The organism is Sorangium sp. So ce1153, from assembly GCF_051521595.1.
Lineage (GTDB): Bacteria > Myxococcota_A > Polyangia > Polyangiales > Polyangiaceae > Sorangium.
In genome coordinates this window covers 4,779,721-4,792,169 of the sequence record NZ_CP150361.1, presented here as the reverse complement: position 1 = coordinate 4,792,169, position 12,449 = coordinate 4,779,721, and the positions used below count along the sequence as shown (strand labels likewise).

General features: G+C 73.7%; 8 protein-coding genes. 2 read left to right on the top strand and 6 right to left on the bottom strand.

Translation table 11 applies throughout. The features are described 5' to 3' along the window. Positions 1-19: 19 nt before the first annotated feature. The 5 genes from WME85_RS17115 to WME85_RS17095 all read right to left on the bottom strand — a co-directional run bounded on the left by WME85_RS17115 (position 20) and on the right by WME85_RS17095 (position 7,198). A complete protein-coding gene (locus tag WME85_RS17115) occupies positions 20-811 on the bottom strand; it encodes an SDR family oxidoreductase (protein WP_437839605.1) in 792 nt (263 codons plus the stop codon). Between the two features lie 13 nt (positions 812-824). Continuing rightward, positions 825-3,239, bottom strand: a complete 2,415-nt coding sequence (gene lon, locus WME85_RS17110; protein WP_437839604.1) for an endopeptidase La — start codon at positions 3,237-3,239, stop codon at positions 825-827. 52 nt (positions 3,240-3,291) lie between these two features. Continuing rightward, the gene (locus tag WME85_RS17105) at positions 3,292-4,134 is read right to left on the bottom strand and encodes a hypothetical protein (RefSeq protein ID WP_437839603.1); all 843 of its coding nucleotides are present in this window, start codon (positions 4,132-4,134) and stop codon (positions 3,292-3,294) included. A 98-nt stretch (positions 4,135-4,232) separates the two neighbouring features. Continuing rightward, a complete protein-coding gene (locus WME85_RS17100; RefSeq protein WP_437839602.1) occupies positions 4,233-6,158 on the bottom strand; it encodes a hypothetical protein in 1,926 nt (641 codons plus the stop codon). A 38-nt stretch (positions 6,159-6,196) separates the two neighbouring features. Further along, the gene (locus tag WME85_RS17095) at positions 6,197-7,198 is read right to left on the bottom strand and encodes a PEGA domain-containing protein (protein WP_437839601.1); all 1,002 of its coding nucleotides are present in this window, start codon (positions 7,196-7,198) and stop codon (positions 6,197-6,199) included. Positions 7,199-7,352: 154 nt separating this feature from the next. Between WME85_RS17095 and WME85_RS17090 the strand changes: the two genes are divergently transcribed. Next, the gene (locus tag WME85_RS17090; RefSeq protein ID WP_437839600.1) at positions 7,353-9,104 is read left to right on the top strand and encodes an OmpA family protein; all 1,752 of its coding nucleotides are present in this window, start codon (positions 7,353-7,355) and stop codon (positions 9,102-9,104) included. 86 nt (positions 9,105-9,190) lie between these two features. Then, a complete protein-coding gene (locus WME85_RS17085; RefSeq protein WP_437839599.1) occupies positions 9,191-11,320 on the top strand; it encodes a thrombospondin type 3 repeat-containing protein in 2,130 nt (709 codons plus the stop codon). Positions 11,321-11,447: 127 nt separating this feature from the next. On the opposite strand, the gene WME85_RS17080 is transcribed toward WME85_RS17085, so the two are convergent. Next, positions 11,448-12,281: a hypothetical protein gene (locus tag WME85_RS17080; protein ID WP_437839598.1), complete on the bottom strand. Its 834-nt coding sequence runs from the start codon at positions 12,279-12,281 to the stop codon at positions 11,448-11,450. Positions 12,282-12,449: the final 168 nt, after the last annotated feature.

Genomic DNA, 12,449 nt, shown 5'->3' with positions numbered 1-12,449 from the left:
GCGCGGCGCGCCGGGCTGCTCACCAGCTCGCGGGAGCCTTGTCGCGGAACACGCCGCCCTGCGGGCCGCCGCGCGGCAGCAGCGCGAGCCACACCGGCGTCTCGGCCCCCTCCTCGACGGACCGCGGCGCGTGCGCGCCGCCCATGTCCGTGCGCACCCAGCCTGGACAGGCCGCGTTGCAGAGGATCCCCCGCCCGTCCCCGGCGAGCTCCCTCGCGAGGACGCCCGTGAGCGCGTTGAGCCCGATCTTCGAGACCGCGTAGGCCGACGACGGCCACCCTTCGGCCGTGTGCCGCCCGGCGCTGACGTCGCCGACGAACTTGCGCATGAGCTCGATGAGCTCCGCGCGCGTCAGCTCGGCCTTCCCGATCTGCGCCTGCAGCGACCTTCCGACCTTGCGCCGATCTCCGACCCCGCTCGTCACCATGACCACCCTCCCCTCCGGCCGTACGAGCGGGAGGAGCGCGTCCGTCAGCCGGAGCGGCCCGAAGAAATTGACGTCGATGGTCCTGCGCGCGACCTCGGCGTCGAAGCCGTCCATCGCGATGCCCGCGTTGTTCACGACGATGTCGACGCCGCCGTGCTCCGCCGCGAGCGCGCGCGCAAGCTCGTCGACGCTCGCCTCGTCGGACACGTCGAGGCGCCGGGCCTCCACGGAGAGCCCCTGCTCCGCGAGCGAGGCCGCGGCGGCGCTGCCGCGGCCTTCGTCTCTGCTCCCGAGGACGACGTGGATCGCGCGGCGCGCGAGCTGCCGGCAGATCTCGAGCCCGATCCCCCGGTTGCCGCCCGAGACCACCGCCACCCGCTTCATCCCGCGATCCGCCTCAGACCCCTGCCTGCTCCTCGAGCTCGTCCGAAGGCGCGCTCTGCGCCGGGGAGCGGCGCGGAGGCTCGAGCACGAGGGGGAGGATCTCCTCCATCGACGACACCAGCGTGATCTGGACCTGATCCTTGACGTCCTGCGGCACGTCCTCGAGGTCGCGCCGGTTCTTCGCCGGGATCAGCACGTGCCGGATGCCGGCGCGGTGCGCCGCGAGCAGCTTCTCCTTCACGCCGCCGACCGGCATCACCCGCCCGCGCAGCGAGATCTCCCCCGTCATCGCGATGTCGCTCCGCACCGGCGCGCCCAGCAGCAGCGACGCGACCGCGGCGAACATCGTCACGCCGGCGCTCGGCCCGTCCTTCGGCGTGCCGTGCTGCGGGATGTGCACGTGAAGGTCGATCTCCTTCAGCCACTGCGGGTCGAGGTGCAGGCGGTCGGCCTTGCTGCGCACGAAGCTCACCGCCGTGCTCGCCGACTCCTGCATCACGTTCCGCATGTTGCCGGTGAGCACCACGTTGCCCTTGCCCGGCATCTTCGTCGCCTCGATGAAGAGGATCTCGCCGCCCGCCGGCGTCCACGCGAGGCCGGTCGCGACCCCGGGCTGGAGCGTCCGCTCCGCGACCTCCGGGCGGTGCTTGTGCGGCCCGAGCACCTGCTCCACGTGCTCGGGCGTCGCCACCTCGCGCACGTCGTGGCCCTCGGCGACCTTCACCGCCGTCGCCCTGCACACCGCCGCGATCTGCCGCTCGAGGCCGCGCACGCCCGCCTCGCGCGTGTAATGGTCGACGATCGCCTCGATGCCCGGCGGCGTGAACTCCAGGCGCTCGTCCGTGAGCCCGTGCGCCGACAGCTGCTTCGGCACCAGGAACTCCCGCGCGATCCCGAGCTTGTCGGTCCGCGTGTAGCCGGGCACCTCGATGACCTCCATGCGGTCGACGAGCGGCCCCGGGATGCCGTCCCAGTTGTTCGCCGTCGCGAGGAACATCACCTGCGACAGGTCGAACGGCAGGTCGAGGTAGTGGTCCTGGAACGTCGAGTTCTGCTCGGGATCGAGCACCTCGAGGAGCGCCGCCGCCGGGTCGCCGCGCAGGTCGACGCCCATCTTGTCGACCTCGTCGAGCACGAGCACCGGGTTCCTGGTCCCCGCCTTCTTGAGCGCCTGCAGGATGCGCCCGGGCAGCGCGCCCACGTACGTGCGCCGGTGACCGCGGATCTCCGCCTCGTCGCGCACGCCGCCGAGCGCGATGCGCTCGTAGCGCCGGCCCATGCTGCGCGCGATCGACTTGCCGAGCGACGTCTTGCCGACGCCGGGCGGCCCGATGAAGAGCAGGATCGGCCCCTTCTTGTCCGAGCGCAGCTGCCGGATCGCCGAGTACTCGACGATCCGCTTCTTCACCTTCTCCAGCCCGAGGTGGTCCTCGTCGAGGCAGCGCCGCACGCTCTCGACGCTGAGCTTGTCCACCGTCGTCTTGGACCACGGCAGATCCGCGATCCACTCGAGGTAGGTCTTCGTCACGTTGAACTCGGCCGACTGCTGCGCCATCGAGCGCAGCCGGCTGAGCTGCTTGCGCACGACCTTGTCGACCTCCGCCGGCACCTTGGCGCGCCGGATGCGCTCGCGGAGCTCCTCGATCTCGTCGTCGTCGCCGCCCTCGCCGAGCTCCTCCTTGATCGACTTCATCTGCTGCCGGAGGATGTACTCGCGCTGCGACTTGCCCATCTCCTCCTGCACCATCGAGGAGATCTCCTTCTTGACCCGCAGCACCTCCAGCTGCCGGCCGACCATCGCGAGCACGAGGCGCACGCGCGCCTTCACGTCGAACGCCTCGAGGATCTCCTGCTTGTCGCCGACCGAGGCCTGCGCCTGCGGGAAGTTCGACGCGATGAGGTCGGCGAGCGCGCCGGGCTCGCGCACGTTGTCGAGGATGCCCGCGGTGTCGCGCGGCAGGTTCGGCATCAGGCCGAGCACCTCCCGCGTCGCCTCGCGCAGGCCGGCGCCGAGCGCCTCGAGCTCCACGTCGCGCACGAGCGACTCCGGGATGCGCTCGATCCGCGCGCGCATGTACGGCTCCAGCGAGAACGCCGCCTTCACGCGGAAGCGGCCGAGCCCGTTCAGCACGACCGAGTAGTTGTTCGGACCGAGCCGGATGACCTTCACGACGCGCGCGATGGTCCCGACGGAGTAGAGCTCCTTGAACGTCGGCTCGTCGACGTCCGGCGACCGCTGGCTGATCACCCCGACGAGCGCGCGCTCGCGGCCGAGGAGGTCCTCGACCAGGCGAACGCTCCGCGGCCGACCGACGTTGATCGGGACGACCGACATCGGGAACAGCACGGAGTTGCGGAGCGGGAGGATCGGGACGCTGTCGGCGTCGGGCGAGGGAGGCGTTCGCGAGGGAGGATCGCCGGTCGGCATACCGACAACCCTAGTACAGCGCTCTTCTCGAAGCCATGTCGCGGGCGCGCCGCTAGAAGTCCTTGATCTTCCAGACCCCGTGCTCGCGGGTGAAAGCGACCGTACCGCCGGCTCCGTACGCCATCGACGCGCTGTCCCCGGTCTCCTCGATGGTCGCGGTCGGCAGCGCCGCCTTGATCGCCTGGACGACCCGGTTGATCTGCTCCCGCTGCGGCCCCTCCCACGCGGCCTTCAGCTTCTCGGGGGTGAGCTGCGCCGCGCCTGCCGCGGCCCTGGCCGTCCCGGGCCGACTGTCAGGCTTCTGCGCCGCGTCAGCCCCCGCGCCCTCGGGCCCCGCGGGCTGCGCCGCGCCGTCCCCGCGCGCCGCGCCCGCCTCGACGGCCGCGTCCGCCTCGCCACCTGCGCCACGCGCTCCATTTGCCGCCTCGCCGAGCCCTTCCTTCTCGGCGTCGGGAACGTAGCGCATGATGACGTCGTAGCGCCTGCGCTCGAAGGCGCGCAGGAAGCCCACCAGGGCCTGCCGGGGCGTCGCCTGGCCGTACAGGTCGACCGCCGCCGCGTCGAGCCGCCAGCGGCCCCCCTCGAAGACGAGCAGGAGCTCCTCGCCGTTCGGCATGGTGACCGTCGCCGTCACCACCGGATCGGCCGCGGGCCGCGCGATGGCGCGGGCGATCTCGAGCGCGTCGTCCGGGTTGTCGCGGACCGCGCGCCGGAACGCCTCGAGCGACATGGACCGCTTGGCCTCGTCCGAGAGCAGCCGGTAGGCCGCGTCGACGCGCCCCTCCTGGAGCGCCTGCGCGTAGGCCCGGAGCGTGTCGCTCGGGCCCTGCTGGGCGTAGCTCGAACCGCACGCGGGGAGCGCGAGGGAGAACAGGAGGAGGGCCGTTCGCTTCACGGGTCGGGCCATAGCATACGCGGCGGCGAGCGCGCAGGTCGCGGGCGGCGGCGAGCCCTGCGCGTCGCCGCCGCGCGCCTCCGAGGCCGCCGCCCGCGTCACCGCGCGAGCTTCAGGATGGCCCCGTCCTTCACCGGAAGGCCGTCGTCCTGGTCCGGCGAGCCCTCGTTGATCCAGTAGACGGCGAGCTCGTCCACCGCGATGTCGCCGGGCCGCTGCTGCCGCGAGGCCAGCACCTCGGGCTCCCCGCCGTCCTTCGGCATGCGCACGACCGTGCCCTCGTCGCGGCGGGTCCAGTAGACGTGCTCGTCGTCCAGCGCGATGCCGTTCAGCTGGCCCTGGTCCGACACGACCGCGCTGGCCTCGCCGATCTCCCCCCCGGTCAGCGCCGCCCGGAAGACGCTGCCGCCCTCGAAGCTCGCCCAGTAGACCGCCACGGCGTTCCCCTGGCCGTCCACGTCGAGCGCGATCTCCCGCGGGGTGAGCTGCCCGGTCGCGACCGTCCGCGTGCTCCCGCCGAGGGAGCACGCCACCACGCCGTCGGCGCTGCCCAGCGTGCCCTGGTAGGTCCAGCACACGGCGTCCCCGGCGCTGGCCACCCGGTACGGGGACTCGACCACCGCGTCGGGCCGCGCGAGCTCCTCCGGCGCGCCGAGCTCGACCTCCGCGCCGCTGCCGCTCACCGTGGCCCGGAAGACGCCGCCGCCCCAGAGCTCGGTCCACGTGAGGACGTCGCCGGAGAGCGAGAGCCCCTCGGGCTGCTTGAGATCCCCGAGCAGCTCGCGCGGCTCGCCGCCCGCCAGCGGGGCCACCATCAGCGTGCCGTCCTCCGCGTTCGTCCAGAAGACGACCTCCCGCGCCTCGTCGACCGCGAGGTCGCGCGGCGACGCCTGCGCCACGCCGAGGATCAGCGGCTCGCCGCCGTCGCGCGGGGTGACCTTCAGCTCCCCGTCCTGCCTCGCCGTCCCGGTCTCGTCGAAGGTGGTGCCGGAGACCCAGGCCACGCCGCCCGCCGCCACCCGCAGCGACACAGGGTGGACCTGCGCGACCGCGACAGGGACGGGCGCCGCCGCGTCGGGCCCGGTGTACTGGCCCCCGCCCGACGCCGACCAGGGGCCGCACGTCGGCAGGTCGGTGCCCTTCCTGCGGCACGTCCCCTCGCCCGCCGTCGCGATCGCGAGCCCCGCGAGCTTGCCCTGCTGCGCCCTCCTGCACACCTCGACGGGCAGCCGGAGGACGTTGCCGGCCTCGACCTGGAAGCCCGCGTCGCTCTCGGCGTCGAGCGGCACGAAGCACGCGCTCTCGCCGCAGATGCCGCCGCCCTGCGTGAGGAGCGCGACGTTGATCTCGCCGCTCGGCGCGGTGGCGCGGCAGACCGTGGCGTCCGCGGCGAACGCCTCGAGATCGACCGGCGCCGACGCCGCGGCCGCGAAGCACCGGAGCGTGTCGAAGCAGAGCCCGTCGCTGTCGCCGTCGCCACCGCCGAACACCGCCTGCGCCTCGAACTCGGGCAGCGCGCGCGAGTCGATCTCGCGCGGCACGCACGAGCCGGCGACGCAGCTCTGGCCCTCGGGACAGCTGTTCTTGACGAGCACGTGGCCCTGGGCGTCGCGCAGCGCCTTGCCGTCCGCGTCGCGCTCGACCTCGGCCGAGCCGTCGCACAGGAACTGGATGGGCATGTGGAGCGTCGCGGTGCGGCCCTCGGGCACCGTCGTGAGCACCTCGCGGAGCAGGCGCACCCCGTCCTTGCCGCCGCGGCTCGCGATGACGCGCACCCGGAGCGCCTGCGTCGGATCGTCGGGAGAGAGGAAGCCGAGCGTGGCCGGCAGGCGGATCGAGTCCTCCCCCCCGAGCCGCTCGAACGTCTCGTCGTAGACGATCGACCCGTCGAGCGTCGCCTCCACCCGGATCGTGTCGATGTCCTTCGGCAACGACATGTCCGTCTGGAAGACCACCATGAGCTGCCCCTTCTCGCCGCCGCAGGCCGAGACCCCCGCCGCCGCCGCGAGGGAGAGGAAGCTCACCGCCGCAATCGATACCGCCCTCGTCCGCTTCGTTCGCATCAACGTCTCCCTCCAAACCCGAGCGGGACCGTGCCGAGGCTGCCCTGCTCCGCCGGCGTCCCCGGCTCGAAGAGCAGCGCGCCCGCGATCAGCGCGCCGGCGAAGATCGCCGCGCCGCCGCCGATCCACAGCCATCTGCTCGCGCCGCCCCGCTCCGGAGCGCGCTCCAGCGAGACGTCGATGCGGCGGTGCTCCTCGTCCCGGATCAGGACCGCGACCTCGTGCGGCTTCATCCCGGGCGCGGTCACGCGCAGCGCGTGGGTCCCGCTCGGCACCGAGCCCTCCCAGCGGCCCTTGCCCACGACCTTGCCGTCGAGCGCGATGAGGCCGTCCTGCTCCGCGGCGACGAGGAGCCGCCCCCGGTGCACCGCCCGCTCGAGCCGCGCCAGCACGGCGACGCTGCCGCCGCCCACCACCTTTTCCTGGCGGACGAGATCGACGAAGCCCGGCTTCGACACACGGATGCGGCGCTCGCCGATGTCGATCGGCACCGGCGCCGCGAGCGGCGTCGTCCCGACCGGCTCGTCGTCCACGAACACCGTCGCCCCCGCCTCGCTGGCCGTGACCTCGAGGCGGGACACGTACACCTCCGCCGCCTGGATGAGCTCAGCGATGTCCTGCTTGTCGCGGGCCGTCAGCGCGGCGCCCGCGTCGTCCTCCATCCGGCGCAGCGTCGCGAGCATCTTCGCGTAGCGCCGCAGGTTCTTCTGGCAGAGCGCGACGTTCCAGAGCAGGCGGTGATCGCGCGACAGCTCGTAGGCGCGCTCGAAGCGCGCGAGCGCGCCCGCGTAGTCGCCGTCCTTGAACAGCGCGGCGCCCGCCCCGTGCTCGGCCTTGGCCATCCCGGTCAGCGACTCGGAGAGCGGCTTCTCTGCCGTCGCGGCGGCCGGCGGTGCCGGCGCGGCGGGCGCCGGCTGGGCCGCCGCGACGCCCGCCGCGAGCCCCACGCTGAGCGCGGCCGCGACGGCGCGCCACCCCTGGCCCAGATGCTTCCCTCGCATCGATGCTCCTTGCTCTCGCGGAGGCAGGCCGCGCAGGCCGGGCTCCGATCATCGCGATGCTACAAGATGCGCGCGGCAGGCGATCAACAACCGGAACGCCAGGAACAGATCGTCTTTGCTCCGCTTGCGCTGGCGAGGATACCATCCGGCGCCCATGAGAGGCCTGATCACGGCGAGCGCGGCGCTCGCGAGCGCGCTCCTCGGCATCGCGCTCGGCTCGACGCCCGCGCGCGCGGAGGGGCCAGGCGCCGTCGCGCTGAGCCGGTTCGAGCCGGCGCCCGCGGGCGACCCGCTGTTCGGCGTGCCGTCGCCGTTCATCGGCGGGCACCTGGTCCCGCGCGGCATCCTCCTGTTCGACCACGCGGCGGATCCGCTCACGCTCTCGGACGGCGCCTCGCCCGACCGGGCGATCGTCGGCAGCCAGTCGCTCCTCCACATCGGCGGCTCGCTCTCGCTGTGGGATCGGCTCCTCGTCTCGGCCTCGCTGCCGCTGGCCCTCGCCCAGAGCGGCGACGGCCCGGCCGCGGCGGCCTCCGCAGGCGCGCCCGAGGCCCCGTCGTCCCCCGCTTTCGGCGATCTGCGCCTCGGCGTGCGCGTCCGGCTGCTCGGCGACGAAAGCGACGCCTTCCAGATCGGCACGAGCGCGGCCCTGCACCTGCCCACGGGCAGCTCGGACGCATACGTCGGCGAGGGCGCGGTCCGCGTCACGCCGCAGCTCCTGCTCGGCGGGCGGGTCTCGCGCTTCGTGTGGAGCGTCGCGGGCGGCGCCGTGATGCGGAGCTCCGAGAACCCGTCGACGCTGGCCTACGGCGGCGGCGCGGCCGCGCTCCTCTGGGACGAGCGGCTGCAGGTCGGCCCGGAGCTGTACGCCGAGACGATGCTACAGGGCGGCTCGTTGCCGCTCACCGAGCGCGAGCGGGTCGCGGTGGAGGCGACCACGGCCGCCGAGCTCCTCCTGAGCGCGAAGCTCCGCCCCCTCGCGGGCCTCGTGCTCGGGGCGGCCGCCGGTCCGGGGTTCGGAGAGGCGATCGGCGCGCCGTCGTTCCGCGCGCTCGGCACGGTGGCGTGGGCCCCGCCCGCGCCGCCGCCGGCCAGGGCGGAGGACCCGGACCCGGACGCGGACGGCATCTCCGGCCCGGAGGACGCGTGCCCCTATGCATACGGGCCGGCCAGCGCGGACGCGCGGCGGCGCGGCTGCCCCGTGGAGGACCGCGACGAGGACGGCGTGGCCGATCCGGACGACGCGTGCCCGGACGCGGCCGCGGGCAGCGGCGGCGGCGATCCGGCGCGGCGCGGCTGTCCCGCGGACCAGGACGGCGACGGCCTGCCCGACGCGCTCGACGCGTGCCCCGCGGAAAAGGGCGATGCCTCGGGCGGTGCGATGCGCGGGGCGACGCGCCCCGGGTGCCCCGCCGCGGCGAGCAAGCCCGCGGATCAGGACGGCGACGGCCTGCTCGACGACGCCGACGCGTGCCCGCGCGAGAAGGGCCCGGCGAGCGACGACCCGGCCGCGCGCGGCTGCCCGAAGCGGGTGCGGGTGCAGGGCGATCAGGTCGTGCTGCTCGAGCCCGTCGTGTTCCGCGTGCTGAAGAACGACCCGGCGCCGATCGATCCGAAGAGCGAGGCGGTGCTCGCCGAGGTGCGCGACGTGATCGAGGAGCACCCGGAGTGGGTGAAGATCGAGGTCTCCGCGCACACGGACAGCGCGGGCAACGCCCGGTTCAACGAGACGCTCTCGACGGCGCGCGCGGAGTCGGTGCGCAGGTGGCTCGTGGAGAAGGGGATCGCGGCCGAGCGGCTGGTCGCGAAGGGATACGGGGCGAGCCAGCCGATCGCGGACAACAAGAGCGCGGCCGGGCGGGAGAAGAACCGGCGGGTGCAGCTCGTCGTCCTGGAGAAGAAGTAGCCCTTCGTCAGCGGCGCGCGGCGCGCGGCGTTGAGTCGATGGCGAGCGCGGTCGGGCCCGAGGCCCGGACCCGGGAAGCAAGAGAGATGATGAAGCGAACCGTCTTGTCCACAGCGCTCGGCCTCGCGCTGGCGCTCGCGGCGGCGCCGCGGAGCGCGGCGGCGCAGGTGTGCGCGGCCCAAGGGGCCGTCGAGGTGCTCGTCGATGGCCTCGGCTTCCGGTGGGACGTCGGGCAAGATGGGGTGATCAACGACGGGAACGGCGACGCCTACGACACCGGCATGGTGCTGCTGGTCGACGGGGTCAGGTTTCCTCCCGCGGACCGGACGGCGGAGATGGACGGGAGGCAGCTCGCCCACGGGCCGGCGCCCTTCGGCAACCTCCAGGTCACCCGCAAGGTGTATGTGCCCGCGAGCGAGGGGTGGGCGCGCTTCCTGGAGATCCTCCACAACCCGACCGACGCCGCGCTCACGGCCGTCGTGCGGGTCGAGACGAACGTCGGGTCCGACGTCGGCACCACCATCACGCAGACGTACAGCGGCGACCGGGAGTTCACGCGGGAGGATCGATGGCTCGCCACGGACGACATCGACGCGTCGGGCGATCCGAGCCTCAATTTCAACTTCTACGGGCCGGCCGCGGCGATCGTGCCCGAGAGCGTCGGGATGGTCGTGACCGACTGCGCGTTGCCGAACGGGCCGGCGGTCGAGTTCGCCCTGCCGCTGCCGCCCGGGGGGACGCGGGTCCTCATGCACTTCGGCGGCCAGCGCGCCAGCCAGGCCGACGCGCACGAGAACGCGGCATACCTCGACGGCCTCCCCGCGAGCGCGCTGCTCGGCATGACGGCGGCGGAGCGAGCTGGCCTCGTCAACTGGGCCATCGACACGGACGGCGACGGCGACGGCGCCGACGACGTCGAGGACAACTGCCCGTCCGTGCCGAACCCCGATCAGGTCGATTCAGACACCGACAGCGTGGGCGACGCCTGCGATCCCGACGACGACAACGACACAGTCCTCGATGTGCTCGACAATTGCCCGCTCGCGCCCAACCCCGACCAGGCGGACCTGGACGGCGACGGCGCGGGCGACGCCTGCGACCCCGACGACGACGGCGACGGCGTGCCCGACGGCGGCGACAACTGTCCGTCGGTGGCCAATGCAGGGCAGGAGAACAACCCGGAGGAGTCGCCGCCAGACCAGATCGGGGACGCGTGCGACGGCGACGATGACAACGACGCGCTCGTGGATGAGGCCGACAACTGCCCCCTCGTCGCCAACCCCGATCAGGCCGACGAGGACGACGACGGCCGGGGCGACGCCTGCGATCTCAACGCTCGAGACATGGATGACGACGGCGTGGAGGACGGCACCGACAACTGCACCTCCGTCCCCAACCCCGGCCAGTCCGATCTCGACGACGACGGCGAGGGCGACGCGTGCGACGGCGACGACGACGGCGACGGGGCCCCGGACGACTCGGACAACTGCCCGGTGACGTCGAACCCGAGCCAGAGCGACGCCGACGACGATGGGGCCGGCGATCGCTGCGACGACGACGACGACGGCGACGGCGTGCCCGACGGCGGCGACAACTGCCCGCTCCTCTCGAACAGCGCGCAGGAAGACGCGAACGACGACGGCGTGGGCGACGCGTGCGCCTGCGACGCGCCGCCGAAGCCCGACGGCACGCCCTGCGACGACGGCGATCCCTGCACGCTGACCGACGCCTGCGAGGGCGGCGTCTGCAAGGGGAGCGATCCGCTCCAGTGCGCGCCCTCCGGGAACGCCTGCACCGCGGCGCGGTGCCACCCGAGGTACGGCGAGTGCGCCCTGTTCCCGAACGAGGGCGCCCGGTGCCCCGGCGGCACCTGCGTGGCCGGCGGCTGCGTGCCCGACGAGGCGAGCGGCGCAGGCGGCGGCTCCGGCGAAGGCGGCGCGGGGGAAGGCGGCGGCGCGGGCGGCGACGGCGGCGGCGCGGGCGGCGACGGCGGCGGCGCGGGGGAAGGCGGCGGCGGTGCAGGTGGCGAAGGCGGCGCGGGCGGCGACGGCGGCGCGGGCGGCGACGGCGGTGCTCCCCGGCCCGGGGGCGGCACGCCGCGGGCGCACGGCAACGGCTGCGGGCTGGCGGCGAGCGCCGAAGGGGCAGCGGCGACCTCGTCCGCCTGGCTGCTCGCAGCGATGCTCCTCGCCGGCCGCCGGCGTCGGCGGCGATAGGGAAGCGCGACCGCCGCGCTCGGTTCAGATGACGTCGGATCCCGGCGCCCGGTATGGCCGAGCCCAGCGCCGCTAGAGCGGAGCTCAGCGTCTGGTGCGGCGTGGCGCTCCGTCGGCGCGGGCGGCTTCAGCCCTCGAAGACGCTGGTGCCGGCGCCTCCCCCCGCCCCGGCCATCGCGGGCTGGCGCGGCTCCGCGACGCCCGCGCCGCTCGTTCCGCTGCTCGCATACCGCCTGCCAGCCCGGTCCGAGCCCTTCAGCACGGGGCCGCGGATGGTCTCGACGGCGTCGGCGGGTGCATTGGAGATCTCCAGGTTGGAGAGCACCGCAGACACCACCCGAAGCCACTGGTTGCGCGCCGCCAGGATCGTCGCGTTCACGACCGGCGCCGTCTTCTCCTTGGCGGCGAGCTCGTCCCGCTGGTGCTCGATCGCGGAGATCTCCTGGCCCGACGCGATCCACCGCTGCGCCGTGTGGAGCAGCGTTCGCTTGCCGGGCGCCGGGATCGTCTTCAGGAACTCGGCGATCGAGGGCTCCTCGTCGAGCAGCCGGGCGATCCGCGCCGTGTTGCCCGACTCCGCGGTGGGCGACGCCTTGATGATGGCGAGCCCGCTCGGGAACAGCCTCGCCTCCACCTGATCACAGATCGCCGCCCGGCCGGTGTCCGGTGGATCTTCCGCCAGGCAGTGCTCGCGGTGCGCGTCGATGCCGTACGAGACCGCCTTGGCCAGATGATCGTGGCGCTCATCGACCCTCGCGAGCTCCTCGTTCAGGGCCGTCATCCTGGCCGACGCGCTCGTCTTGCTCGGCCGGACCGCGACCACGGCGGCGTGGACCTCGACCACCTTGTCGTGCAGCCCGGCGATCTCCGGTATCGACAGGAACAACCGCCTTCGCTGGGCGTTCTCGACCCACGGAGCCACGAGCGCGACCATCTCTTCGATCATCAGGTGCTTCAACATCGCAAAGGCCTCCTCCCCGGGGGGAACAGCGTGTCGGGTCAGGGAAGCCCTGGTTCAGCGACCTGTCGATGACACCCGATTACCACCGGGGCGCGGCTCACTCCGGTTGGAGCGCCGAAAAGCGCTGTGAGATGGGGGCCTTGGCCGGCGCGCGTCGCGAGCCGGAGG

Bases quoted from the DNA above. Each gene is read 5' to 3' on its own strand.
- WME85_RS17115 (WP_437839605.1), bottom strand. From the start codon at position 811: ATGAAGCGGGTGGCGGTGGTCTCGGGCGGCAACCGGGGGATCGGGCTC.
- lon (WP_437839604.1), bottom strand. From the start codon at position 3,239: ATGCCGACCGGCGATCCTCCCTCGCGAACGCCTCCCTCGCCCGACGCC.
- WME85_RS17095 (WP_437839601.1), bottom strand. From the start codon at position 7,198: ATGCGAGGGAAGCATCTGGGCCAGGGGTGGCGCGCCGTCGCGGCCGCG.
- WME85_RS17090 (WP_437839600.1), top strand. From the start codon at position 7,353: ATGAGAGGCCTGATCACGGCGAGCGCGGCGCTCGCGAGCGCGCTCCTC.
- WME85_RS17085 (WP_437839599.1), top strand. From the start codon at position 9,191: ATGATGAAGCGAACCGTCTTGTCCACAGCGCTCGGCCTCGCGCTGGCG.
- WME85_RS17080 (WP_437839598.1), bottom strand. From the start codon at position 12,281: ATGTTGAAGCACCTGATGATCGAAGAGATGGTCGCGCTCGTGGCTCCG.